Source organism: Herpetosiphonaceae bacterium, from assembly GCA_036374795.1.
Taxonomy (GTDB): domain Bacteria; phylum Chloroflexota; class Chloroflexia; order Chloroflexales; family Kallotenuaceae; genus LB3-1.
Window position 1 is genome coordinate 1 of record DASUTC010000169.1, and the last position, 25122, is coordinate 25122.

General features: G+C 63.6%; 26 protein-coding genes. 11 read left to right on the forward strand and 15 right to left on the reverse strand.

Annotation, left to right across the window (positions count from 1 at the left end; all coding sequences use genetic code 11):
- Positions 1-481 precede the first annotated feature (481 nt).
- The 3 genes from VFZ66_12315 (at position 482) to VFZ66_12325 (ending at position 2734) form a co-directional block, all read left to right on the forward strand.
- The gene (locus VFZ66_12315) at positions 482-1264 is read left to right on the forward strand and encodes a class I SAM-dependent methyltransferase (GenBank protein ID HEX6289971.1); all 783 of its coding nucleotides are present in this window, start codon (positions 482-484) and stop codon (positions 1262-1264) included.
- Positions 1265-1404: 140 nt separating this feature from the next.
- Complete coding sequence (locus tag VFZ66_12320) at positions 1405-1824, forward strand: hypothetical protein (protein ID HEX6289972.1); 420 nt, start codon at positions 1405-1407, stop codon at positions 1822-1824.
- Positions 1825-2008: 184 nt separating this feature from the next.
- Positions 2009-2734, forward strand: a complete 726-nt coding sequence (locus VFZ66_12325; GenBank protein HEX6289973.1) for a Wzz/FepE/Etk N-terminal domain-containing protein — start codon at positions 2009-2011, stop codon at positions 2732-2734.
- 42 nt (positions 2735-2776) lie between these two features.
- Here the strand turns inward: VFZ66_12325 and VFZ66_12330 are convergent, their stop codons facing one another.
- Positions 2777-4912: a Tex family protein gene (locus tag VFZ66_12330; GenBank protein HEX6289974.1), complete on the reverse strand. Its 2136-nt coding sequence runs from the start codon at positions 4910-4912 to the stop codon at positions 2777-2779.
- Positions 4913-5151: 239 nt separating this feature from the next.
- Between VFZ66_12330 and galE the strand changes: the two genes are divergently transcribed.
- The 4 genes from galE (at position 5152) to VFZ66_12350 (ending at position 8582) form a co-directional block, all read left to right on the forward strand.
- Positions 5152-6138 carry a UDP-glucose 4-epimerase GalE gene (gene galE, locus VFZ66_12335; protein ID HEX6289975.1) on the forward strand — a complete coding sequence of 329 codons (987 nt, stop codon included), beginning with the start codon at positions 5152-5154 and terminating at the stop codon, positions 6136-6138.
- A gap of 36 nt (positions 6139-6174) precedes the next feature.
- Positions 6175-6792 carry a glycerol-3-phosphate acyltransferase gene (locus VFZ66_12340; GenBank protein ID HEX6289976.1) on the forward strand — a complete coding sequence of 206 codons (618 nt, stop codon included), beginning with the start codon at positions 6175-6177 and terminating at the stop codon, positions 6790-6792.
- Between the two features lie 53 nt (positions 6793-6845).
- Positions 6846-7670 carry a pyrroline-5-carboxylate reductase gene (gene proC, locus VFZ66_12345; protein HEX6289977.1) on the forward strand — a complete coding sequence of 275 codons (825 nt, stop codon included), beginning with the start codon at positions 6846-6848 and terminating at the stop codon, positions 7668-7670.
- 138 nt (positions 7671-7808) lie between these two features.
- The gene (locus VFZ66_12350) at positions 7809-8582 is read left to right on the forward strand and encodes a hypothetical protein (protein ID HEX6289978.1); all 774 of its coding nucleotides are present in this window, start codon (positions 7809-7811) and stop codon (positions 8580-8582) included.
- A 55-nt stretch (positions 8583-8637) separates the two neighbouring features.
- Here VFZ66_12350 and VFZ66_12355 read toward each other — a convergent pair whose 3' ends face one another.
- Together VFZ66_12355 and VFZ66_12360 are read right to left on the reverse strand one after the other, a co-directional pair.
- Positions 8638-9879 (reverse strand): YsnF/AvaK domain-containing protein, encoded by a 1242-nt coding sequence (locus VFZ66_12355; GenBank protein HEX6289979.1) that lies wholly within the window; start codon positions 9877-9879, stop codon positions 8638-8640.
- A gap of 127 nt (positions 9880-10006) precedes the next feature.
- Complete coding sequence (locus VFZ66_12360) at positions 10007-10720, reverse strand: YsnF/AvaK domain-containing protein (protein HEX6289980.1); 714 nt, start codon at positions 10718-10720, stop codon at positions 10007-10009.
- A gap of 119 nt (positions 10721-10839) precedes the next feature.
- Between VFZ66_12360 and VFZ66_12365 the strand changes: the two genes are divergently transcribed.
- From VFZ66_12365 to VFZ66_12375, 3 genes are all read left to right on the forward strand, one after another.
- The gene (locus VFZ66_12365) at positions 10840-11502 is read left to right on the forward strand and encodes an HAD family hydrolase (protein ID HEX6289981.1); all 663 of its coding nucleotides are present in this window, start codon (positions 10840-10842) and stop codon (positions 11500-11502) included.
- An 83-nt stretch (positions 11503-11585) separates the two neighbouring features.
- On the forward strand, positions 11586-12563 hold the full coding sequence (locus VFZ66_12370; protein HEX6289982.1) for a hypothetical protein: 978 nt from the start codon (positions 11586-11588) through the stop codon (positions 12561-12563).
- Positions 12533-13054 carry a hypothetical protein gene (locus VFZ66_12375; GenBank protein HEX6289983.1) on the forward strand — a complete coding sequence of 174 codons (522 nt, stop codon included), beginning with the start codon at positions 12533-12535 and terminating at the stop codon, positions 13052-13054. Before VFZ66_12370 ends, VFZ66_12375 begins: the two co-directional genes overlap by 31 nt.
- A gap of 21 nt (positions 13055-13075) precedes the next feature.
- On the opposite strand, the gene VFZ66_12380 is transcribed toward VFZ66_12375, so the two are convergent.
- The 12 genes from VFZ66_12380 to VFZ66_12435 all read right to left on the reverse strand — a co-directional run bounded on the left by VFZ66_12380 (position 13076) and on the right by VFZ66_12435 (position 23692).
- Entirely contained in the window at positions 13076-14569 is a 1494-nt protein-coding gene (locus VFZ66_12380; protein ID HEX6289984.1) for an Mbeg1-like protein, read from the reverse strand.
- A gap of 406 nt (positions 14570-14975) precedes the next feature.
- Positions 14976-15296, reverse strand: a complete 321-nt coding sequence (locus tag VFZ66_12385; protein ID HEX6289985.1) for a metal-sulfur cluster assembly factor — start codon at positions 15294-15296, stop codon at positions 14976-14978.
- A 48-nt stretch (positions 15297-15344) separates the two neighbouring features.
- Entirely contained in the window at positions 15345-15620 is a 276-nt protein-coding gene (locus tag VFZ66_12390; GenBank protein ID HEX6289986.1) for a MoaD/ThiS family protein, read from the reverse strand.
- Between the two features lie 77 nt (positions 15621-15697).
- Positions 15698-16150, reverse strand: a complete 453-nt coding sequence (locus tag VFZ66_12395; GenBank protein HEX6289987.1) for a SufE family protein — start codon at positions 16148-16150, stop codon at positions 15698-15700.
- A 202-nt stretch (positions 16151-16352) separates the two neighbouring features.
- Positions 16353-17210, reverse strand: a complete 858-nt coding sequence (locus tag VFZ66_12400; GenBank protein ID HEX6289988.1) for a sulfurtransferase — start codon at positions 17208-17210, stop codon at positions 16353-16355.
- 23 nt (positions 17211-17233) lie between these two features.
- The gene (locus VFZ66_12405) at positions 17234-17551 is read right to left on the reverse strand and encodes a non-heme iron oxygenase ferredoxin subunit (protein HEX6289989.1); all 318 of its coding nucleotides are present in this window, start codon (positions 17549-17551) and stop codon (positions 17234-17236) included.
- A gap of 118 nt (positions 17552-17669) precedes the next feature.
- Positions 17670-19088 carry a Fe-S cluster assembly protein SufB gene (gene sufB / locus VFZ66_12410; GenBank protein ID HEX6289990.1) on the reverse strand — a complete coding sequence of 473 codons (1419 nt, stop codon included), beginning with the start codon at positions 19086-19088 and terminating at the stop codon, positions 17670-17672.
- Between the two features lie 54 nt (positions 19089-19142).
- The gene (locus tag VFZ66_12415) at positions 19143-19541 is read right to left on the reverse strand and encodes an SUF system NifU family Fe-S cluster assembly protein (protein HEX6289991.1); all 399 of its coding nucleotides are present in this window, start codon (positions 19539-19541) and stop codon (positions 19143-19145) included.
- A gap of 62 nt (positions 19542-19603) precedes the next feature.
- Positions 19604-20857, reverse strand: coding sequence for a cysteine desulfurase (locus VFZ66_12420; GenBank protein ID HEX6289992.1), 1254 nt, complete (start codon positions 20855-20857; stop codon positions 19604-19606).
- A 74-nt stretch (positions 20858-20931) separates the two neighbouring features.
- The gene (gene sufD / locus VFZ66_12425) at positions 20932-22119 is read right to left on the reverse strand and encodes a Fe-S cluster assembly protein SufD (protein HEX6289993.1); all 1188 of its coding nucleotides are present in this window, start codon (positions 22117-22119) and stop codon (positions 20932-20934) included.
- Positions 22109-22915 (reverse strand): Fe-S cluster assembly ATPase SufC, encoded by an 807-nt coding sequence (gene sufC, locus VFZ66_12430; GenBank protein HEX6289994.1) that lies wholly within the window; start codon positions 22913-22915, stop codon positions 22109-22111. Before sufC ends, sufD begins: the two co-directional genes overlap by 11 nt.
- 99 nt (positions 22916-23014) lie before the next feature.
- Positions 23015-23692: a helix-turn-helix domain-containing protein gene (locus VFZ66_12435; GenBank protein HEX6289995.1), complete on the reverse strand. Its 678-nt coding sequence runs from the start codon at positions 23690-23692 to the stop codon at positions 23015-23017.
- 326 nt (positions 23693-24018) lie between these two features.
- Here VFZ66_12435 and VFZ66_12440 point away from each other — a divergent pair, with 326 nt between their 5' ends.
- Positions 24019-25098, forward strand: a complete 1080-nt coding sequence (locus VFZ66_12440; protein ID HEX6289996.1) for a M20/M25/M40 family metallo-hydrolase — start codon at positions 24019-24021, stop codon at positions 25096-25098.
- The last annotated feature ends 24 nt before the right edge of the window (positions 25099-25122 follow it).

Sequence of the window (25122 nt, forward strand, 5' to 3'; positions counted from 1 at the left end):
CCGACGTGTGTGCATTGATTTTCCTCCGTAGGCGAGTAATGGCCTGCACCGTGTCGCACAGACCAGCGAGCGGGGTATGAAGTACGGGCGCACGCAGCGCTGGGCGGGCGATGCGTCGCCAATGGGCGCGTCCAGACAAAACGATAAGCGCCGATGAGTATCGGCGTACAAGGTTGTGGGGGGTGAGCCGTCGACGGCGCGTGAGGACGTGAGCGCGGTCCGGCCAGGCTATGCACAAGGGCGTGCGGCACTACATACCGCTAACGCCAGATCAAAGGAGTGTAGCTGTACTCGATAGAAGTAGCCTATGGCTACACGGCGAATGCTCTGTGTACACTATAGATCGAGTATAGCAGATTTGTCAATAGCAGGTTAAAACGCGCTGATGTATAGAGTTTAGTTGCGGCCCATCCCAGACTCGGCGATAATGCTCGTGTTCCTTTCGATCTGAGATCAGGCGGACGGCCGCGAGGAAAAGGCTATGGCGCAGGCCGATTATGAATACAGCGGATTGATGGCGCAGGCGTGGGATCTGCTGCGCGGCGATACCTCCACATGGCCCGACCGCTTCTTCTTCCTTGAGCTGATCCAGCAATCAGGCCAGCCGGTGCTCGATGTCGGCTGCGGCACCGGGCGGCTGCTGCTGGATTACCTGGCGCAGGGCATCGACGTGGACGGCATGGACAACTCGCCTGAGATGCTGGCGCTGTGCAGGCAAAAAGCGGAGCGGCTCGGCCTCGCGCCCCGGCTGCACGAGCAGACGATGGAGTCGCTGGCGCTGCCGCGCACCTACCGCACGATCCTGGTTCCGTCCAGCTCGCTGCAACTGCTGCTCGACCCGGCGCTGGTCGCGCAGGCCATGCAGCGCTTTTTCGCCCACCTGGAGCCGGGCGGGATACTGACCGCGCCGTTCATGACGCTGTGGAGCGCGGGCGAGCCGCTGGAAGGGGAGTGGGAGAAGTCGGCGGTGCGACCGGAGGACGGCGCGACGATCCGGCGGGTGGCTCGCGCGCGCTTCGATCCGGCGACCGAGTGCGAGGATACCGAGGATCTCTACCAGGTGCTTGTGGATGGGACGATCGTGGCGCAGGAGCAGCACCACCGCGCGCCCGCGACGCGCTCCTACACGCAGGCGCAGGCACGTACCCTTTTCGAGCGAGCCGGGTTTGTGGATGTCCGGCTCTACCACGAGTTTAGCTTCGAGCCAGTCATGCCACAAGATCGGCTGTTTACCGTGGTCGGGCGTCGGCCATCAGATGATTGAATCATTTCCCTGGGACGGTTCTAAGTTTCAAGTTTCAAGTTTCAAGTTCCAAGTTCCAAGTTCCAAGACTGTTCTTTGTTCCTTTGTTCTTTTGTTCCTTTGTTCTCGTCCCTTTGTTCTTTGTTCTCCGCAGGAGCAGTATGAAACATCACAGGTCAACCCCGGTTGATAATGCGTTCTGGGACCCGCTCGAAGAGCTGAGCAAGGTCCAGTTGCATGCGCTTGCCGACTGGCTGCTGCTCCAAGATCCCGCTGCGATCGAGCGCTGCGTCGCTTTTCTTGAGGCCGAGACGTACGGCTGCTGGCATGGCCGCGCACGGGCGTTGATCGCACGTCGCCTGAAGCATTGTGCGCTTAGCCAGGAGCAGCAGGCGCGCGCGATCGACGCGATCCTCAAGCGACTCGTCAGCGGGCGATTCTCCGAGCAGTTCAAAGATCAGCTCCGCCTGGTGCTGCACCTCGACGCCGAGCGCGCCTTCGCCGTGGCGCGAGGCTGCGAGCAGGATTCCAGGGAGTACGTTCGGCGCTACGCGGCCTGGATTCTCGCGCATCGCGCTTGAGCCGATTGCCCCTGTATCGCGGCGCGTGCATCAGCGGCTCGTCACGTCGGCATCAGCCACCGCCTCGTTCAGGCGATTCTCGCGCTATGGCAGAGTATGGTACCATACCGCCCGAACACGTTAGCGAAAGGGGTAGCAGGCCATCAGGGAGCGGCGCGTTGCGCTCTGGGGTGCCTGGTATGCTATGCAGCTCAAAGACTATGTGAATATTATCCGCAGACAATGGTGGATCATCGCCCTGGTCGCCGTTGCTGGCGTCGTCTCGGCCTACGGATTTTCAAAGCTTCAAACGCCCATGTATCGCTCGCGGGCAGCCTATGTCGTGCGCTTCAATCGGCTGGATACGGGCGGCAATATGTTCGCCAACTCGATTTATAATGGCTTTGTGAACCTGATTTATACCCCGGACCAGATGCAAATCATCTCGGATCGGCTCAAGCTCGACATGCCCGGTATGCAGCTCATGGAGTATGTGCGTCTTCAGCCGCAGCCGAACGATTCGCTGATCGTCATCGAGGCCGACTATTTCGATCCCACAACTGCCAGCGATCTGGTTAACACCGTGGGCCAGCAGCTTAACGCGCTGGTGGTGGAAGAGAACCGCAACTTGCAGGGCGAGGATCGCGTGAGTCTGCGGCTGAGGCCAGCGCAGCAGGCGTGGCTTGCAAAGCCGATGACGCGCATCAATATGCTGGCGGGCGGCATTCTTGGGCTGATCCTGGGCGCGCTGCTGGGGATGGTGCTCGAATACGCCGATAACACGCTCAAGAGCAGCGAAGATATTGAGCGCTACGTGCAGCTTGTCACCGTCGGGCTGATCCCAGGCGGCACGGATACGGCGAGTCGTACGCGGCCACGGCTGAGAGTTGGCACGCCTTCGCGTTCGAGCGCCGGAGAGCGATCGGCCTGATCGCTCTCGCCCTGCTCCTCTCGCCGCTCTGTCCAGGAAGCGTCACCCTGCCGACGGCAGCCTGAGCGCGATCCGCCCGCGCTCGGCCTCGACCTCCACGATCTCGACCTCGATCACATCGCCGACGCTGAGCCGCTGGCCGCGCGGCATCTGCGTGCGGTGCAGCAGACCATCGTGCTTGACGCCAATATCCACGAATGCGCCAAAATCGACGACGTTGCGCACGGTGCCGGTCAGCAGCATGCCGGGCCGCACATCTTCAAGCGAAAGAACATCGCTGCGCAGGATCGGCGCTGGCAGATCGGCGCGTGGGTCGCGGCCCGGACGCACAAGCTGCTCGAAGATGTCGATCAGCGTGGGAACGCCAGCGCCCAGCGCCGCGCTCAGCGCCTCAAGCGGCTGTGACTCGCGCAGGCTTTCGAGCGCTGTCTGCCGCTCATGCAGCGGCGTCTGCTCGTCGATTCCGGCCCGCGCCAGGATCGATCGCGCGATCGGGTAGCTCTCAGGGTGGATCGCGCTGGCGTCGAGGGGCGTGTCGCCGTCGCGGACGCGCAAAAAGCCTGCCGCCTGCTCAAACGCTTTCGGTCCCAGGCCGGAAACCTTACGCAGCGCCGCGCGGTTAGTGAAGCGTCCGTTCGTGTCGCGGTAGTTGACGATGCGCTCCGCCAGCTTGGGTCCGATCCCGGCGACATACGTCAGGAGCGCCCCCGACGCAGTGTTGAGATCGACGCCCACGCGGTTGACGACCTCCGTGACCACGCCGCCGAGCGCTTTCGCAAGCTGCGCCTGATCCACATCGTGCTGGTACAGCCCCACGCCGATCGCCTGCGGCTCGATCTTGACCAGTTCGGCTAGCGGATCTTGTGCCCGCCGCGCGATCGAAACCGCGCCGCGCAGGCTCACATCCAGCTCCGGATGCTCGGCGCGCGCCAGCGGGCTGGCGCTATAGACACTCGCGCCGGCCTCGCTCACCATCAGGTAGCGCACGGCAGCCTGCCAGCGAATCACCTCGGCGACCAGCTGCTCAGTTTCGCGGGAGGCCGTGCCGTTGCCGATCGCAATCAGCGTGACGTGATGCCGCGCGATCAGGTCGTTCAAGGTCTGGCGAGCGGCGGCGCGCTGCTGCTGCGGCGGGTGTGGGTAGATCGTCGCGGTCGTCAGCAGCTTGCCGGTCGCGTCCACGATCGCCAGCTTGCAGCCGGTGCGGAAGCCGGGATCGATGCCCAGGATCACATGCCCCGCCAGGGGCGGCTGGCTGAGCAGCGCGCGCAGGTTGCTGGCAAAGACCTGAATCGCGTGGCTCTCGGCCTGCTCGGTCAGCGCCCGCCGAACATCCCTCTCGATCGTCGGGAGCAGCAGCCGATCGGCGGCATCGGCGATAGCGAGGCTCATCTGCTCAACCAGCGGCGAGCGGCGGTCGGGCCGGAAGACGCCCGTGATCGCCGCCTGCCAGTCGCGCTCCGGCACGACGACCCGCACGCGCAGCACGCCCTCGCTCTCGCCCCGATTGATCGCCAGCACTTGATACGGGCGCAGCCGGTCGACACGCGCGCTGAACGTGTGGTAGGTCTGGTACACGCCGCGCGGATCGTCGGCTTTTTCGATCCGATCGCTGTGGAGCGTGCCCCACTGAAAGGCGCGGTCGCGAGTCTGCTGCCGCACCTGCGGATGATCGCTGATCGTCTCGGCCACGATGTCGCGCGCCCCGGCCAGCGCATCCTCCACCGTGGGCACGTCGGCGCTGAGGAACGGCGCGGCAAGCTGCTCAAGCGTCTGTGGCGTGCGAATCTGCTCCAGCATCAGATCGGCCAGAGCGTGCAGGCCGCGCTCACGGGCAATGCTGGCGCGTGTGCGGCGCTTGGCCTTGTATGGCTGGTAGAGATCTTCCAGCGCGGTGCGCGTGGCGGCGGCGAGGATCTGCGCGTGCAGCTCAGGCGTGAGCTTGCCCTGCGCCTCGATCGCGGCGACGATCGTCTGACGCCGCTCGTCCAGCGCCCGCAGCGATTCGAGCGCGCCGCCGACCGCGCGAAGCTGCTCCTCGTCCAGGCCGCCGGTGCGCTCCTTGCGGTAGCGGGCGATAAACGGCAGCGTGTTGCCGTCGTCGAAGAGCTCGATCGTGGCCGCGACCTGCTCAGGGCGCAGGTTGAGCTGTGTAGCAATCTGTTGGGCGTAGGTCATGGGCTGTTCTTTGTCCGGTCATGCTTCAATTTCTGAGGATCGTACCACACTACGTCACGATCGCCAGCGGATAAGCGTTCATCTTCGTGTGCCGAGATGCTCGCAGCCCTCACAGCGCAAACCGTGATCGCGCAAACGGCGGTTTTCGGCTATGCTTAACGCTCAGGTTATGCCGCACAAAGAGAGGGCGGCTGCGACAACTCGCCTCGATCAGGTGGACATAAGAAAGGAAGAAGGACATGCAGGTATTGGTGACAGGCGGCGCGGGCTATATCGGCTCGCACACCGCGCGGCTGCTGCGGGAGCAGGGCTACGATGTGATCGTGCTGGACAGCATGGAGTACGGCCACCCCGCTGCCGTCGGCGATGCGCCGCTGATCGAAGGCAGCACCGGCGACGAGGCGCTGCTCGATCGGCTCTTTGCTGAGCATGCGATCGACGCGGTGATCCATTTCGCGGCCTACAAAGCGCCCGGCGAGTCGATGGAGCAGCCGGAGCGCTACTTCGAGAACAACGTCTGCGCCACGCTCTCGCTGCTGCGGGCCATGCAGCGGGCGGGGATCAACTATTTCGTCTTCTCGTCCACCTGCGCGGTCTATGGCACGCCTGAGACGCTGCCGGTCAGCGAGCAAAACCCGCTCCATCCCGAAAGCCCGTACGGCGAGAGCAAGCTGATGGTCGAGCAGATGCTCAAATGGTTCGACATCTGCCACGGCCTGCGCTACGCCAGCCTGCGCTACTTCAACGCGGCGGGCGCGTCGTTCGACGCCAGGATCGGCGAGGACTGGACGCTGACGCTGAATCTGATCCCGCTGGTGATGAAGGCCGCGCTGGGCCGCAGCCCGGTGATCAAGGTCTTTGGCACCGACTACCCGACGCCCGACGGGACGGCGATCCGCGACTACATCCATGTGATCGATCTTGCCGACGCGCACATCAAGGCGCTAGAATACCTGATGCGCGAGAATCAATCGCAGATCTTCAACCTGGGCACCGGCCAAGGCTCGTCGGTGCAGGAGGTAATCGATACCGCCCGGCGCGTCAGCGGCGTCGATATTTCGGTCGAGCACACAGGCCGCCGTCCGGGCGATCCGGTCGCAATCTACGCCGATAATACCAAGGCGCGCACGCTGCTTGGCTGGCAGCCGCAGTACGGCCTGGATGAGATCGTCCAGACCGCGTGGCAGTGGCACTCGACTCATCCCGACGGATACGACACGAAGTAGCCGCTCGACGGCAGCGGCGGCACGCAGGAGCGCGCAATGTGGTGGCTGGTGCTGCTTGTGGCCTATGCGCTCGGCGCGATCCCGTTCTCATACGTGGTTGCGCGCCTGGCTGGCCGTGATCTTCGCTCGCTCGGCGACGGCAACATCGGCGCGCACAACGTGATGCGGCATGTCGGGCGTGGCTGGGGCTGGCTGGCGCTTGGCCTGGACGCGGCGAAGGGCGCGCTGGCTGTGCTGCTCGCGCTGCGCGCCGCTGGCCCCGCGTGGCTGCCTGTGGCAGCGGGCTGGTGCGCCGTGCTGGGCCATACCTACCCGCTCTGGCTGCGCTTCCGGGGCGGCAAGGGCCTGGCAACTGGCCTGGGCGTGGTGCTGGTGCTCTTTCCGGCGCTGGCCTGGCTGATCGTCGGCGGCACGCTGCTGGTGCTGCTGCTGACCCGCAACCTCGCCTTTACGGGCGTGGCGGCTGGTCTGCTGCTGACGGCAGCCGCCTGGTGGCGCGGCTACCCGCTGATCTCCGTCGCGGCGCCGATCGGAGTGCTGCTGCTGCTGGCCTGGAAACAGGTGCCGGATCTGCGGCGCATGTGGCGGGAAGCGCCCAATAAGCGCGATCTGATCCTCAACCGCTGGATTCGGGATCGCGATGCGCGGCTTTAAATCGTGTGCATGTGGATCTCAACGTCTTCTGCACGATACCAGACAGGTGATATATGCTGCAACACGTGACGATCGCGTTTCTCGGCGCGGGCATGATGGGCGAGGCGATGATCGCGGGCCTGCTCAAGGAGGAGCTGGTTCCGGCTGATCAGATCATCGCCACGGGGCCGCGCGTCGAGCGCCGGGAAGCGCTCCAGACGAAGTACGGCATTCGCGTCACCGACGACAACCGCGAGGCCGCCCACGACGCCGATGTAGTTGTGTTTGCGCTCAAGCCGCAGACGCTCCCCAAAGTCCTGCCGACGCTGCGCGGCGCGGTTCAGACCAAAGACCTGGTGCTCTCGATCATCGCGGGCGCGACGATCGCCACGTTCCGCGACACGCTGAGCCATGCCGCGATCGTGCGGGCAATGCCGAACACACCCGCGCAGATCGCCGAGGGCATGACCGTATGGACCGCCACGGAGGCGGTTTCCGAGCGGCAGCGCGGCATGGCGGCGACGATCCTGGGCGCGCTCGGCAAAGAGCACTACGTCGCCGACGAGAAGTATCTGGATATGGCGACAGCGCTGTCGGGCACCGGCCCCGCGTACTGCTTTCTGCTGCTGGAGGCGATGGTCGACGCGGGCGTACACATGGGCTTTCCCCGGCGCGTGGCGGAAGAGCTAGTGCTGCAAACGATGCATGGCTCGGTGTCGTTCGCGATGCAATCGGGCAAGCATCTCGCCGAGCTGCGCAATATGGTCACGTCGCCCGGCGGCACCACAGCCGAGGCGCTTCATGCGCTTGAGCGCGGCGGCCTGCGCACGGTGATGGCCGATGGCATCTGGGCGGCCTACCGGCGGGCACAGGAGCTAGGCGGGAAGACGAGGACGTAAGAATAAAGAACGGGCGCCGTGCGGGCGCCAGACCGGGTGCCCTTTGGGCATGGCACCCGGCGTGGTACCCCGGCCCGGGTGAGGGCCTGCAACGCGAAACTTGAAACGCGAAACTTGAAACTTGAAACTGAGGAATCTATGCAGCGCTTCAATCGTCCACGCCTGATCACCCAGGACGATCCGGCCTACCAGCGGCATGTCGCGCAGATGCTGCTTCAGCGGGCCAACCAGCGGGCGATCCGCCCACCCTCACAGCGCGATCTCTTCGGCGGCGAGGTCGAGACGGTCGTGCGCGACACGCTCGCAGCGCGCCTGACGCTCTCCGATCGGCGCATTCTGGAGTACGAGGAGCGCATCGGGCGGAGCTGGCAGCGCAAGTACCGCGAGCTGGACGCCGTGGTGCTGGATGGTCAGTCGCGGATTCATGTCTTCGAGATCAAGGCCAGCCGCAGGGCGGGCGCGCTCCACCGCGCGCTGCGGCAGCTTCGCGATACGTACGCGATCCTGGCGCTGGCGTTTCCTGGTGTCAGCGCGAGCATCGTGCTGGTGGATACCGGCATCGTCACGGCGGAGGAGCGCGATGCTCTGGCCGCCGCGCCCGACGCCCCTGAGCGCCTGCCGCAGACCTTGGACGAGGCCATCGCCGAGCACGATGAGCTGCGCCGCGTTGCTGCCCTGGACGAGCTTCAGCCTTTTCCAGCGGCGATCGAGGTGGCGGTGCTCGATGTCGAGGCGCTGATCGCGCTGGCCGGTGACAGGCCGCTCTCGCTGGATTGGGACGAGGACGAGGCAGCCGAGGCCGAGCCGCCGCCCGCCCCCGAAGAGCATTTCTACTCCACGCCCGAAGACGACGAGGCCGAGAGTCCGCTTGCCGCCGCGTTTCGCAAGGCCAATCAAGGCCGCAGGCAATAACCAAAGACGCCCATCTCTGACGAGATGAGCGTCCCCGGCCAATCGGAGGTTAGTCTTAGAAGTTATTGCGCGGGTCGCGCTGCCCAACATCGCCGTCGCGGTCGAGGTCTGCGCCCAGGCCACGCTCGGCGGCGTTGCCCAGCTTGGACGCGCCGCGCTCGATCGCGCCCTCGTCCGTGCCTGTGCGGTTGAAGCCCGTCGTGGTGCGGTCGGTGTCGGTGTAGCCAACGGTGCGCTCGCTGCTGATCTGATCGACATCGACATCCGTCCGCCGAACCGTATCCTGAATATTCTCGGTGTGCTCCTCGACATCCTTCCTGAGGTGAACTTCCTCAACCACACGCGCCTGTTTGTCGACGATCGCTTCCTCGGAGCGCTCGCGGACCTCGAAGGTGCCTTCCTGAAGGTTTGCTAGGTCGGCATCCGAGACTGGGCGATCGACCGGCTTGCGATGCACGTCGACCCGCTCCTCGCGCAGTGTCACCTGCTCGTTGACCGGCGTTTCCTCGATGCGGGTGTTGACCCGCACGCCGCCGCCCTCGACCTCGCGCTTGCCGATGCGCAGCTCTTCCTCGATGATCGGAATCTTGGCTTCGCCGCCGTGTTCGAGGTTGGTGCTGCTGTAGCCGGTGCGCGTCGTGTCGAAGTCAGTGCCGCTCACATTGGTCGTGCTGCCATACGCCGTGCCCGCCGTTCGGCTCCTGTCGAAGTCGGTGTAGGGCGTGGCGCTCTCGTCGAAGCGCGACCAGCCGCTCTGGCGATACGTGCTGCCGCGCTCGTCGATATCGACGACGTTGTGGCGATCCATGATGTCGGCTGCGCGATTGGCCTCGTCATCCGTCGCGACCTGCACCGCGACGAGCGCGCCGCCACGGCGAATGCCCTCGGCGTACACATGGGCGTCTTCCTCAGGAATGCCCGCGCCCACCAGCGCGCCTACCAGACCACCGGCTGCCGCGCCAATGCCAGCGCCTACCGCAGTCGTGCCGAGCGCTGTCGCCAGCGTGCCCGCCGCCACCACCGGGCCGATGCCGGGGATCGCCAGCGCGCCAAGGCCGACCAGCAGACCGGCCAGACCGCCGAGCACCGCGCCGCCGGTCGCGCCGATGCCAGCGCCTTCCGCAGCTTCCGTGTCGTCCGCTGTGGTGTAGCTCGTGTTGTCCATACTGTAGCGGTTGTCCGCATTGTTGGCGACAAAGCTAATGTCGCCGCTGGGGAACCCCGCGTCACGCAGATCACGAACTGCCGCTTCCGCATCGCTCATGTTGTCGAACAGACCTACAACGTTCTTAGCCATACCTCTTCCTTCCCTTCCGGTTATCCACCGTTAAGATGTCGTTGTGCCTCTCTTCTCATCATGGGCTTGATCAGCCCGATAACCATATGGCAAAGTCCGTGCCACGGCATACCAGTGCGCGATCGAATTAGCGACCGGCGGAGCGCTCGTCGAGTCGCTCGATCGTCACCTGCTCCTCGTTCAGCACCACCCGCGCCTGCTCCACCTCGGTGCTGCGTCGGCGCGTGATCCGAATCTCCTCCTTCAGCACCAGCCGCTTCTCGACGACCAGCATCTCTTCCAGCACGGGGATGATCAGCGTGTCGCCCTCTTCGCGAACTTCGGGCGCAGCCTCGACGACTCGCCCGATCGCGACGCGCTCGACATCGACATCTTCGCGCAGCGTCGGCAGCTCGACCACCTCCTCGCGCTCGTTGACGGTCTTGTGAACCCGCACGCCGCCGCCCTCGACCTCGCGCGTGCGCACGACGGCCTCTTCGCGGATCACCGGGATACGCAGCTCCTCGCCCGGCGCGAGATCCTGCTCGGTATGCAGCATGCCTCGGTCGGTTGTCGGTAGCTCCTGCGTGCGCAGCGGATCGAACCTGTTTGCCGCGATGCCCGAATGTCTGGCCGTCGTCGCGTCAGTCACGATGCCAGCCTGGCCCTCTTCGACCTCGTCGATATGCAGCACATCTCCCACGACCATGTACATGCCAGGAGCGAGCGTCAGCAGATCGCCGTCGTCGCGTCGCACCATCACGCGCGGATTGCCCGTCGTCGGATCTTCTTCGATCGACTCGACCACTCCGATCGGTCCGGTTACGTCTTCAACTGTCATGCCTACATAGACTTGATCCATAATGTGCTCCTTTGCTCTACGGTGACATTCGAGCAACTGATATGCCAGCGCTTGCTGGTCTTGCCCTTGCTATCGGCTGCACAGGCAATAAAACTGCAATCCGGATGTGGAGTACACTTATGCGACTACAGGGAGCGATTCTGGATGTCGACGGCACGCTGGTGCTGAGCAACGACGCCCACGCGCAGGCGTGGGTCGAGGCTTTTGCCGAGCATGGCTACGCTGTGCCCTTCGAGCGCGTGCGTCCGCTGATCGGCATGGGCGGCGATAAGCTGCTGCCGGCGGTGATCCCCGGCCTCAGCGATCGGCAGGGCGTCGGCAAAGCGATTGCCGAGCGCCGCAAAGCGATCTTTGCCGAGTGCTACGCGCCGACGCTCAAGCCCGCCAGCGGCGCGCGCCAACTGCTGCTGCGATTGCGCGACGACGGGCTGCGCCTGATCGTGGCAAGCTCGGCCAAAAAAGATGAGCTGGAGTCGCTGCTCAAGGCCGCTCAGGTAGAGGATCTGATCGCCGATGCGACGACCTCAAGCGATGCCGAGGAATCGAAGCCCGCGCCCGATATTGTCGGCGCGGCGCTGGAGAAATTAGGGCTGGAGCCCGCCCAGGTGATCATGCTCGGCGATACGCCCTACGATATCGAGTCGGCGGGCGCGTGTGGGGTGGGCGTGATCGCGGTGCGCTCCGGCGGCTTCGACGATCGGCAGCTTGCAGATGCCTGCGCGATCTACGACGATCCCGCCGATCTGCTGGCTCACTACGAATCGTCGCCGCTGCGGGCGTAAAACAGAAGATCTAGGCATGCACAGCCGCGTATGCTACACTGCTGACACACCCGTTCTAGATCGTCGTCACGGCAGCCAGCACTATGCGTCTAGGGTTTCCGGTTCGGATCTTGGGCCAGCGCGGCCTGCGAGCGTATGACGCACGTCGGCCTGAGCACGCGCCGCATCTCAGCATCAGCCTGGCACATCTGCGCGATGTGTTCGCCTATCTGTCGCGCGCGCAGATCGCGTTCTACCGCATGTCCACCGATCTCGCGCCGTTTATTACGCATCCGGCCCTGCCGCAGTTTCACCACCAGATCGACGAGTGTCAGGCGGAGCTGGCTGAGGTGGGCGCGCTGGCCCGCCGATATGGGATCAGGCTGTCGTTTCACGCGCCGCTGCATGTGCAGGTAGCCGCAGATGATCCTGCGCTGGCCGAGCACTCCCGGCTCGTGCTGCGGCTGCTGGCGGCGATCCTCGACGGCATGGCGCTCGACGCGGACGCGGTGATCGTCGTGCATGTGGGTGGGACCTACGGCAACCTGGATGCCGCGCTGAGCCGCTGGGTCGCAAGCCTGGATCGGCTGCCGGAGTGCGTGCAGCGGCGGCTTGTGCTGGAGCACGAAGATAACGGCGCGTCGCTTGGCGCTGCGCTGCGGCTGCACGGCGCGACGGGCGTGCCTGTGGTCTTCGATCATCTGCACTTTCGCCTGAACAACCCTGAGGGCTGGTCGCTGGACGCGGCGCTGGACGCGGCGCTGCAAACGTGGCCCCACGATCGCACGCCCAAGGTCCACTTTTCTTCGCCGCGTACCGAGCTGCGCGCCGTCGAGCAGGTCGAGCCGGAGACGGGGCGGAGCCGCTGGCTGCTGCGTCCGCCGCGTCCGGGCCATCATGCCGATTTTTTGAACGTTTGGGAGTTTGCGGCGTTTGTGCGGCTGGCGGCGACGGTGCGCGATTTTGACGTGATGCTTGAGGCCAAGGCGTCGGATGTGGCCTTGCTGCGCCTGCGCCGCGATCTGGCGCGCTACGAGCCGGAGGTTGCCGCATGGCTGAGCTGCAGCGAGCAGACAGCATAGACCCGGCAGCGCCCACGCTGGTCGTCGTCGTCAACAACCGGCGCGACTGGCAGCGCGTGTGTGAGGAGCAGTGGTACCGGATTCCGCTCAGCCGCGCGCCGCATCCGGTCGCCGCGCTCTACCTGGCGTTCTACCTGACCAGGCCGCTGGGTGCTGCCGTGTGGCAGGTGGGCTTCTACGCGCCCGCGCTGCGCTACAACCAGATGACGCGGCGCGAGCTGCTTCCCGACGAGCCGGATCATCCCCGCGCCGCCGAGCAGTACTACCGCGTGGCGCTCGGCCCGGTGCAGCGCCTCGCACATCCGATTCCAAGCAGACGCTTACGGCGTATCACGTTCATCCCGACGACCTTTGGACGCCTCTCCACCGCCGCCGATGTGGCAGATCTGTGGCAGCCCGACGACGCGACTGAGGTGCTGTGGGCGGATTTTCGGGATGCCGCGCTCAAGGCGACAAAGCGGCTAAGCCTTTTCGCGAACTCCTCCGAATAAACGCCGCGTGCGGCGGCCCTGCTAAGGAGCCGCTCTGATCTCCGCATCGAATCGGTAGTGCGCGGCAACCATGCTCTTTTCTTTGCCGTCGAGGACGCGCAGAATTCTGCGCAGGCCAAGGTTATAGTTTCCCCCACCAGCCTGCATCAAAATGGCTCTACCGCTATCCTGAGCGCGAGCGACTAAAAGATCAGCCAGCATTTCCTCCCAGCGCTCGGTTAGGCCGTTGAGGCAGTGATTGACCAGCCCTTGCAGATCGGCCATGGAAGCCTGCTTGTAGTAGTGCTGATTGTAGATCGAGCGCAGCGCCTTGTAGTTCGCGCCATCCAGAGCGTAATAGATTGCGGTCGGGCCGGCGAGCTGGATCACCTGGGCGACATCGCCGTTTGCCACGGAGGCCCGCAGGATCGTCAGAATCGCCGACTCATCGGTCCCTGCGGTGCGGCCCTGGCACAGGCGATAGACCATGAAGCTGCGCTTCTCAGCCGACAGGGCGCTAAATCCGGCCTCGCCCTGCTTGGCAAGCGCGTGAATGTCGGCGTTCTCCTCGCGGAACAGATCGGCGGTGGCGGTCGAGAGGCTGATCAGCGCCCTGATCCCTGTCAGGCTCAGGCCGATCCCGGTGCGCGCGGTTTCGCTGAGCATGCCTTTGAGCTTGTGCGGATACGCTGTGTGCCGCTCGACGGGCTGCTTGCTGGTGACACGGGCATCTTTTGCAACGCCCATGTCGGCCCAGTCCTGATCGGAGTTGAGGCCCAGCGCCTGGTGGTGGCGCTTGAACTCAGGCGCGCTCAGCAACTGCGCGGTATGCGCGCCGATCGCGCTCTTGCCGTTGGGCGAGTGCTGGTAGACTTCTCCATCGAGATGACCCACGCCCGCCAGATCGACGAGATCGCCCTTTGAGATATGGTGCGTTACCGATGGCCGCTTCTTGAGCTTGGCAAAGCGCGCCGCCTGGGCCGCTGTCACGCCTGGTGCCTGGAAGGTGACAACCCGGTTGATCTCCGAGGGAAAGTTGACCGCCGCGTGCTGGGCTAGCGCGCCGCCAAGGCTATGCCCCACGGCATCGACTCTGCCGCCAGCCGTTTTGATCAGTTGCGCGACATGCCGTTTATTCGCCATAAACTGCTCGTAGCCGACCGCAACCGGGTCGGTGTCGGCGACGAGGTCGCCCAGCAGCTCTTTCGTGCCCCGAAACGCCAGGATCGGCAGCCTGCCAGCCTTTTTGCCAGCCTCGTTTGGCACCAGCATGCCGACGAAGAAGCTGCTGGCCTGATCGTCGACGCATCCCAGCCACTCGCCCTCATAGCCCCACCGCGTCAGCAGACGCTTGGCGTCGTCGGGGATGGTGTTCTGATACGCGAGTTGATGGGCGATAATCTCGTACTTGACATCTTCCTGCGAGATCCGAGAGGCCGCATCCGGCGCAGCCTTGCCCGCCTTGGATGGGGCATGGTTGGCTGTGGCTAGCTCGCGTTGCGCCGACTGGTTGCCAACGGTCCGCTGAAGCGCCAAGAGATCGGCGGCGCTCATCGCCGAGGGAGAGGCATGTGGGACCGCATGGTCCGCAGATGAGGTTGTTTGTTGAGGAGCGACCCGTGCGTTGCGAGCTGCGGGCCGTTTCGATGGTGTCCCGTGGTGAACGTGCTTGCGATGGGATACCGACATATGCACTTTCCCCGCTGCTATGACGTACGGTAGAATTCGGGGTAGGGCCGCATTATAGCACACACTGGATGCGTAGTTCTACACGATTCGCGGGCGGATCGCGGGGCAGTTGAAGATACGTAACAACGCGCACTCTCCGCCTGGAAGAGTGCGCGTGTCTGGCTCCGGTGCCTTGCTCTCCAAGGCGGCTTCTCCTCTCAAGACGAAGCCGCCTTGGGCCTTGCAAGCTTGGTGCCAGAGATCGGGCTGCAGCTTAGAAGTAGCCCAGCTCTTCTTTCGCGTCCTCGCTCATCATCGACGGGTTCCAGAAGGGCGTCCAGACGAGGTTGATCTTTGCCTCTTCGAGCTGCGGATGAACATCGCGCAGGGTCAGCACCTCTTTCTGCGCGCTCTCGATGATCATCGGGCCAGCCGGACAGGCGGGCGTGGTCAGCGTCATATCGATCTTTACCTGCTTGCCCTCTTCGTCGACGTTTACGTCGTACACCAGCCCCAGATCGACGATGTTGAGGCCGATCTCAGGATCGTACACGTTTCTCAGGGCAGCTCGGACCATATCTTCATTTATCATCATGGTACTCCTTAGTATCTGCTGGTTGCATTGTACCACCCGCTGTGGGCGCTACAGGTCGCCTTCCGGCACGACGATCGTCAGCCGATCGTCTTCGCGCAGTGGCGTATCGAGGCCCTGGAGGCCGCGCAGGTCCTGGCTGTTGCGGTAGATGCCCATTCCTGGCGGCAGCGTGCTCAGATCTTCCGGCAGGCGCGCCTTGAGGTCGGGATAGCGCTCGACCAGCTTGCCCAGCGCATCGCCAGCGGTGGCGGCATCCAGCGCGACTCGATCGTTGTATGCGGCGTAGGGCCGCAGCGCATTCGGCAAAATCACTGTGATCGCCATAGCTTCTATCTATCCTTTCACGATTCAGCCAGCGCCGTACGATGGTATTGGCTGCTGAGCATGCGTCGTGCCGCTGTTTAGCGCTGGCCCGCCTCACTCGCCAGCTCCTTGGTCGCCAGCCGCTTGATGTAGGCCAGGATCGTATGCACGCCCTGCAACCGGCGCGGCGAAAGCACATCTTGCAGGCCCATCTCCTGATAGAAGTCGCCGGGGATGCGCAGCACCTCCTCCGGCGTTGCGCCCTCCACGCCTTCGCTCAGCAGCGCGGCATAGCCCCGCACCGTCGGCGACTCTTCGGGCACGTCGAAGTGGAACTTCAGGTGATTGTTCTGGTTTTCGGCATACACGAACACGGGCGTCATGCACTCGTGAACCTGCTCCATCGCATCGCGCTGACCATGAAGCCATGCGGGCAGCGGCGGCATGTTGCGCGCGTATTCCAGCAGGAGCTCAAGCTTCTCAGCGCCTTCCGCCAGCTTGAAGTCCTCGATGATCTCTTCGAGCCGGGGCGGAATCTGGGTTTCAGACATTTCTATCTCCTGTATCCGCCGGATCATTATGCAATCCGTGCGAGAGAACAAAGAACAAACCGTTAGGAACCAAAGAACAAACCGTTAGGAACAAAGGACCCAAAGAACAAGAACGTTCTTGTCGCTTGTATTGTAGCAGAGGCCACATGCAAGAAGGACAGAAGCGCGTGGCCTCTGTCCTTCGGCGAGTCTGTCGAGCCGATTACTTCTCAATCGGCAGGCCGACGCCGTTGCCCCACTCGGTCCACGAGCCGTCGTAGTTGCGCACCTTGTCGTAGCCCAGCAGGTATGTCAGCACAAACCACGTGTGCGACGAGCGCTCGCCGATGCGGCAGTAGGCGATCACGTCTTTGTCGGGCGTGATGCCCTTCGAGCCGTAGATCTGCTCCAGCTCTGGACGCGATTTGAACGTGCTGTCTTCGTTGACCGCCGTGGCCCAGGGGATGTTCTGCGCGCCTGGGATGTGACCGCCGCGCAGCGCGCCTTCCTGGGGATACTCCGGCATGTGCAGCTTCTTGCCGGTGTACTCGTCGGGCGAGCGCACATCGACCAGCGCAACGTCACGCTGTTTAAGCGCCGCCAGCACCTGATCGCGGAAGGCGCGGATCTGCTCGTCCGAGCGCTCAGGAGCCGTGTAGTCCGTCGCCGGGTACTGCGGCACCTCCGTGGCGAGCTCGCGTCCCTCGTCGATCCACTTCTTGCGACCGCCGTTCATGATCTTGGCGTTGGTGTGCCCGAAGAGCTGGAAGACCCAGAAGGCATAGGTCGCCCACCAGTTGTTTTTGTCGCCGTAGAAGACGACCGTCGTGTCGTTGGCGATGCCCTTCTTGCGCATCAGCTTCTCGAAGCCTGCTTTGTCCAGATAATCGCGGACCAGCGGATCGTTGAGATCTTCTACCCAGTCGATTTTGACCGCGCCGGGGACGTGACCCAGATCGTAGAGCAGCACGTCTTCGTCGCACTCCACGATCCGCACGCCGGGATCGTCGCGGTGCTCCGCGACCCATTGTGTATCGACCAGTACCTCTGGACGGGCGTAGGTGTGTGAGGCTTGTGTCATGCGAACCTCCTCCTGCGGATATTCTAGCTAACGGCTACCTGAATCTCATCGCCGACGACGCGGACTTCATACGTCGCGATCGGCGTGACGGCTGGCAGCGTTCGGGGACGGCCCGACTCCAGGCTGAACTGCGAGCCGTGCAGCGGACACTCGATCGTGCATTCGTCGGTATCGACCTCGCCTTCGTGCAGCTCGGCGTATTCATGGCTACAAATGTTGTTGATGGCATAGAACTGCCCGTTGCAGGCCACGATCGCGATCATTTCTCCGTTGACTGTGCATGCCTTGACCGTGCCTTCGTTAAAGTCTTGGACGCTCGCCACCGTAACAAACTCCGCCATGCCTATACTCCTGTTTGTTACTCAAGTTACTATTGTATCATAGACCACGAGTGCAGTTGCCGGGCATAGGACAGCGGGGTAGAGGTGCGCACCTCTACCCCGCTGCCAGCGCTCGATCCTAGCCGACCGAGCCTTCCATCTCCATCTGGATCAGCCGGTTCAGCTCAACCGCGTACTCCATCGGCAGCTCGCGGGTGAACGGCTCCATGAAGCCCAGCACAATCATCGAGAGCGCCTCGGCCTCGCTCAGGCCGCGCGACATCAGGTAGAAGAGCTGGTCCTCGCCGATCTTGCCGACCGTCGCCTCGTGCGCCAGCGTGGCCTTGTCCTCTTCGATCTCGATGAACGGGATCGTATCCGAGGCCGAGCGATCATCCAGGATCAGCGCGTCGCACACGACGTTGACCTTGGCGTTGGTCGCGCCCGGCAGCACCTTCGCCAGGCCACGGTACGTCGTGCGGCCACCATTCTTCGACACCGACTTGTTGGTGATGCGGCTGGTGGTGTCCGGCGCAGCGTGGATCATCTTCGCGCCCGCGTCCTGGTGCTGGCCCTCACCCGCGTAGGCGACGGAGAGCACCTCGCCCTTTGCGCCGCGCCCCATCAGATAGACCGATGGATACTTCATCGTCAGGCGCGAGCCGATGTTGCCGTCGACCCACTCCATCTGCGCGTGCTCGTACGCAACGGCGCGCTTGGTGACGAGGTTGAAGATGTTGTTGGCCCAGTTCTGGATCGTCGTGTAGCGGCACTTGCCGTCCTTCTTGACGATGATCTCGACCACCGCCGAGTGCAGCGAGTTGGTGCTATAGACCGGCGCGGTGCAGCCTTCGATGTAGTGGACTTCCGCGCCCTCATCGACGATGATCAGCGTGCGCTCGAACTGGCCCATGTTCTCGGCGTTGATGCGGAAGTAGGCTTGCAGCGGAATATCCACCTTGACGCCCTTGGGCACGTACACGAACGAGCCGCCCGACCAGACCGCCGTGTTCAGCGCGGCAAACTTGTTGTCGGCTGCCGGGATCACCGTGCCGAAGTATTCCTTGACGATCTCAGGATACTCCTTGAGGCCGGTATCCATGTCGAGGAAGATCACGCCGAGCTTCTCCCACTCCTCGCGGAGCGAGTGATAGACCACCTCCGACTCGTACTGCGCGCCGACGCCGGCCAGGAACTTGCGCTCCGCCTCAGGAATGCCCAGCTTCTCAAAGGTGTTCTTGATCGACTCGGGCACGGCGTCCCAGTCCGTCGCGGGCTTCTCGCCGGGGCGGACAAAGTAGTGAATGTCGTTGAAGTCCAGCTCGGCTAGCTCTTCGTTGGCCCACATGCCCTGGAGCGGCAGCGGCTTCTTGTTGAAGATGTCGAGCGCCTTGAGCCGCCGCTTCAGCATCCACTCCGGCTCGCTCTTCATGCGCGAGATCTCGCGCACGATGTCTTCGCTCAGGCCCTTGGACGACTTGAACGTGTAGTTTTCTTCGTCGCGAAAGCCATACTTAGAATAATCGAAATTCAGCTCTGGTTTTTGAGCGGTAGTCATCGCGCTCACTCCTTATCCATGACGCGCCTGAACGATCGTCCATAGCGCCGCACCTTAGAATAATTCGTCTTCGTCCCACTCTTCGTCGATCGCGCGGTACACGCCGACTTTCAACGCCTTCAAGCCCAGCAGGGCACATTTCAAGCGAGTATAGCCGATCGGAATGCCCAGCAGCTCCAGCACATCGTTTTTGCTCAGCGCGCGAACCTCGTCGAGCGATTTGCCTTTGACCTCCTCGGTCAGCATCGAGGCCGCCGCCTGACTGATCGCGCAGCCGCGACCGCTGAAAAGCACATCTTTGACGGTCCCGTCTTCGATCAGCAGATCGAACCGGAGTTTGTCGCCGCACAGCGGATTGACCGCCTCGTAGCTCACGGTTGGATGTTCCAGCCGCCCGCTGTTGCGCGGATGTCTCGAATGGTCCAGAATGTTCTGCTGATACAGATCGTCCATGTCAATGCTGCCCGTCGCCGTTAGGCCGGGGGTTTGGGGAGTCCCCCAAGATTCCCCCTTTCCTACCCGAAAATCGCTTTACACTTTTCCAGCGCCGCCGCCAACTGATCGATCTCTTCGGTCGTCGTGTACAGGTAGAACGATGCCCGCGCCGTTGCGGGAGCGCCCAGGATGCCCATTAGCGGCTGGCAGCAGTGATGCCCCGCGCGCACCGCCACGCCGTGCCGATCGAGCACCGCCGCGACATCGTGCGCGTGAACGCCGTCGAGGTTGAACGAGATCACGCCGCCGCGCTCCTCCACCGACGGCCCGTAGGTCGTCAGCCCTGGGATCGTACTCAGCCGCTCCAGCGCGTACGCCGTCAACTGCTGCTCTGCCTGGTGGATCGCCTCCATGCCGATCGCGCTCAGATAGTCTACCGCATAGCCCAGGGCAATCGCCTCGCCGATCGGCGGCGTGCCCGCCTCGAACTTGTGCGGCAGCTCGTTCCACGTGCTTCGGCGCAGCTCGACGGTCTGGATCATCGAGCCGCCGCCCAGGAACGGCGGCATCGCCTGCAAGATTTTCTTGCGCCCCCACAGCACGCCGATGCCGGTCGGCCCGCACATTTTGTGCCCCGAAAAGGCCAGAAAGTCGATCTCTAGATCCTGTACGTCTACCGCGAAGTGCGGCACGCTCTGCGCGCCGTCGACCAGCACCAGCGCTCCCACTGCGTGCGCCGCCCGCGCGATCTGCGCCACCGGATTGATCGTGCCGAGCACGTTCGACATGTGCGTCAGCGCCACCAGCTTCGTTCGCCGGGTGCCCTCTGGGCGCAGGAGCGCGGCCAGATCGTCGAGCGCCAGCCGTCCCGCTCCGTCTACCGGAATGAAATCGAGCGTCGCGCCCGTCGCCTCCGCCACGATCTGCCACGGCACCAGATTGGAATGATGCTCCATCTCGGTCAGCAGAATCCGATCGCCGGGCTTGAGATTGGCGCGGCCCCACGTATGCGCCACGAGGTTGATGCTCTCGGTGGTGTTGCGCGTGAAGATCACTTCCCGTGGGCTGCGCGCGTTGATGAAGCGGGCGATCTTATGCCGCGCCTGCTCCATCGCCTCGGTCGCCTGCTCCGAAAGCTGATACACGCCGCGATGAACGTTGGCGTTGTAGCGCCGGTAGTAGTCGCTCAGCGCGTCGATCACCAGCGCGGGCTTCTGCGACGAGGCCGTGCTGTCCAGGTAGGCCAGCGGATAGCCGTTGACCTGCTGGTGCAGGATCGGAAAGTCGGCGCGAACACGGGCCAGATCGAGTTGTGGTGCTGCGGTTTGAGTCATAGTTCCTAGAACAAAGAACAACGGAACAAAGAACAAAGGGCTTGTATTTGCTTTGTTCTTTGTTCTCCGCTCTGCTAAATCTTCGCTTCAATCAGCTCCAGCACACGGTCGCGCACTTCGTCGAACGGGATGCGCTCGACCACCGAGGCGAAGAAGCCCAGCACGATCATGCGCGTTGCGTCGGCGCGGCTCAGGCCACGTGCCATCAGGTAGAAGAGCTGCTCCTCGTCGATCTGCCCACTGGTCGAGCCGTGACCGGCCTTGACCTCGTTGGCGTCGATCTCCAGGCCGGGGATCGAGTCCGAGCGCGCCTTGTCCGACAGGTGCAGCGCGGCGTCGCGCAGATCCGAGTTGGTGCCCTGCGCGCCCTTCTCGATGTCGATCATGCCGTCGAAGACGACGTAGGCGGTATCCGAGACGGCGCTCTTCCAGTCGATCTGCGCCTCGGTGCTCAGCCCAATGTGGTTGACGCGCGGTGCCCAGAGCAACTGCTGCGAGTCGGTGCCGAACGTAAAGCCGTACCACTCCAGAGCGGAGCCGCTGCCTTGCAGATTGACCTGCATGTCCATGTGCTGCACGCTCCCGCCGACCGCGCCCGACAGCCACCAGACGCGCGCATCCTTGCCGACGATCGCGCGCTGCGCGCCGAGCTGGTAGGCGTTCTGCCCTAGTGTCTGCAGGCTGACGAGGCGGATCTCGCTGCTGTCGTTCGCGAACAGCTCCGTCACAGGCGCGCTCAGCCCGTAGCTCGTCAGATCATCCGAGCGAAACTCCTCGATGACCGTCACGCGGCTGTTGGCCTCGGCGATGACCAGCGTGCGCGGAAAGGTGGCCGTTCCCGCCGCTGGAAGCCGATAGACCACGCGGATCGGCTCGCTGACCTCGACGTTACGCGGCACGTGTATGACGACGCCGTCGTTCGCCAGCGCCATGTTGTACGCGACAAACGTGTTGAAGTCGGTCGGCAGCGCGGTGCCCAGGTAGCGCCCGACCAGATCGGCCTTGTCGCGCAGCGCGGTCTGGAAATCGGCGACGTACACGCCCTGCGGCGCGCGCGCGCTGATCTCGACCGTGCCGTACGTCGGGCGGAGCTCGTCCAGCTTGAAGCGCTTGAGGTCGGTGCGCCGCCAGAACGGAAGCTCAAGCTGCTGCGCCGTGGTCAGCGCCGCGCGTCGGGTTTCGACCAGCGTATCGCGCTCCAGCGCTTCAGCCGTCAGCTCGCGCAGCGTCGGCAGCATTTGCAGTTCGCTCTTAGCTGGCATTGCCGAACACCTCTTCACGAATCCAGTCGTAGCCCTTCTCTTCAAGCTCAAGCGCCAGCTCAGGCCCGCCCTCGCGCACGATCTGGCCGTCCATCAGCACATGAACCATGTCGGGCTTGATGTAGTTCAGCAGGCGCTGGTAGTGCGTGATCACCAGCACGCCCATCTGCGGATTCTGCTCCTTGATCGTGTTGACGCCGTTCGCCACGATGCGCAGCGCGTCGATGTCAAGGCCGGAGTCGGTTTCGTCCATCAGCGCAATGCTCGGCTGCAACATCGACATTTGCAGGATCTCAAGCCGCTTCTTCTCGCCGCCGGAGAAGCCCTCGTTGAGGTAGCGCCGGGCGAACTCAGGAGCCATGTCGAGCATCTTCATGCGCTCGTTGAGCAGCTTGCGAAACTCCGAAACCGGAATCGCGGTCTGTCGGCTGTCCTTGCCCTCTTCGGCCCGGTGCGCGTTGATCGCGGCCCGCAGGAAGTTGGCGACCGTCACGCCCGCCACGGCGACGGGATACTGGAACGCCAGGAACAGGCCGAGCTTCGAGCGCTCGTCGGGCTCAAGATCGAGCACGCTCTCGCCCCGGTAGAGCACCTCGCCCTCGGTCACTTCGTAGCGCGGATGGCCCGCCAGCGTGTAGGCCAGTGTGCTTTTACCTGAGCCATTCGGCCCCATAACCGCATGAATCTTGCCCGATTCGACGGTCAGATTGATGCCTTTCAGGATCTCCTTATCTTCACCTTCGATCTGGACGTGTAGATCACGGATCTCCAGGTTGCTCATGTTTCCGTTTGACATGCTTTTTATGTACTCCTCGGTACGATATTCTTAACTCTTTGTCAAGCGATGAGATTATACATCAAGTTTTGCAACTGATTATCATTATCGACAGCCGGGCTACGTCTTCGGTCGCTCCTTGCGACCGTCGACCACGAACTGGCAGCCCGCGTGCCCATCGACGATGCGCTTGGTCAGCCGCGCCTTGCGCCCCAGCACCTGCTCCAACATCTGCTGCTCGATCTGGCAGACCTCGGCGTTCTCCTGCGCGACGTTGAAGTATGGGCAGGTGTACTCGTGCAGCACGACGCTATCCTCGTGCTCAGCGATGGCAATCGGCGTGCCCCGCTTGTCGAGCGCCTGGGCCAATGCCGCGAGGCGCTGCTCTAGCTCCTGACCGTCGGCGTGCCCGCCGTACTCTGCGGCCAGCCGCCCGCTGACGCCCGCGAGAATCTGCTGCACGCGCTCGGCTCCAAGCTGCGCGTCAAGCTCTTCCAGCAGCAGCTTCAGCAGCACGTCGTAGCCTTTGGGAAAGAGCGCCTGCGCTTTATCGCTGAGCGCGTACATGTAGGCCGGACGGCCCGCGCCGCGCCGCACGGTATTCGCGCGGATCAATCCTGCGGCGGTCAGGCTATTCAACTGCTCGCGCACCGCGTTCAGGCTGCGCACGCCTAGTGCAGCCTGTAGCTCTTTGGCGCTCATCGGGCCGTTGCGCTGCAACAGCCGCAAGATCTCGCCGGACGGGCCGCGTTGCAGGTAGCTCAGGCTATCGTCACTTGTCTGTTTTGCCGTATCCATGTTGTGGGTAGTTTAACACAGACTTTGTGAAGAGTCAATTTATACAGTTCTAACTGTTTTAATTGTTTTGCTGCATTCCAAAGCAGCAAATTTCTGTATCCAGCGCCGCGCCGATCGGGTATACTGGCGCTACCGGCAGGACAAACGATGAAGGATTTTTTTATTAGCTACCACAACGCCGACCGCGCCTGGGCCGAGTGGATCGCCTGGCAGGAGGCGGGGCGTTCGCCAAAGATCCAACCGGCGAGCACACCTTGCTGCTGCCCGTTTGCACAAGCTGCAACACTCGCGTATGCTACGGCATGGACTTTTCAACAGGAGCGACTATGCCGTTGCGAGATGAACTTGTGCAGCTTACCAAAGACCTGATCGCGATTCCCTCAGTTTCGGATGATGCCGCTGGTCGCGCGGCGGTGATCGACTACATCGAGCAGTACTGCCGGAGGCTACCCGGCGTCTACGTCAAGCGGCACGAGTCGAACGGCGTTCCGTCGCTGGTGGCGGCCTTCGACGCGCAGCACGCCAAGGCGCTGGTGCTCAACGCCCACGTTGACGTGGTGCCCGCCAAGCCGGAGCAGTTCGAGCCGTTCGAGCGCGATGGCCGCATCTATGGCCGTGGCGCGCAGGACATGAAGGCGGCGGGCGCGGCGATGCTCGTGCTGCTCAAGGAGCTAGCCGAGAGCGGGCAGCGGCCCAACATCGCGTGGCAGTTCGTCACCGACGAGGAGATCGGCGGCGAGGACGGCGCGCGCTATCTGCTCCAGGGCGGCTACACCGCCGATTTCTTCATCGCAGGCGAGCCGACCGACCTCAAGATCGTCGTGCGGGCCAAGGGCATGCTTCAGCTCACGATCACCCAGCAGGGCAACCCCGCGCACGGCTCGCGGCCCTGGGACGGCACCAACCCGATCGTGCCGATGGCGCAGGGCGTGCTCAAGGTGCTGGAGCGCTACCCGATCCCCGAGGCCGCGATCTGGCGCACGACCGTAACGCCCGCCGTGTTCCAGAGCGGCGACGCCCACAACCGCGTGCCCGTCGATGCGCAGGTAGCGCTGGACATCCGGCGCGTGCCCGAAGAAGACCCGGAGGAGATCTTGCAGTTCGTGCAGGAGTGCTTCCCCGACGCCGAGATCGACTCAAGCCGCCAGGGCAGCCCGCTCTACACCAAAGAGAGCAATCCTGAGGTCGGCAGGCTCGTGCGGGCGCTGGAAACCATCACCGGACAGGCGGCAGAGTTTGCCGAGGAGCACTTCGGCTCGGACGCGCGCTACTACAGCGAGGCGGGCATGGCGGCGGTCTGCTTCGGGCCGCACGGCGCGGGCCTGCACTCCCACGAGGAGTGGGTCAGCATCGACAGCCTGGTGACGTACTACGAGGTGCTCAGGCGGCTGGCGAGCGAGTATTAGCACGGGACAAACAAAAGAACAAAG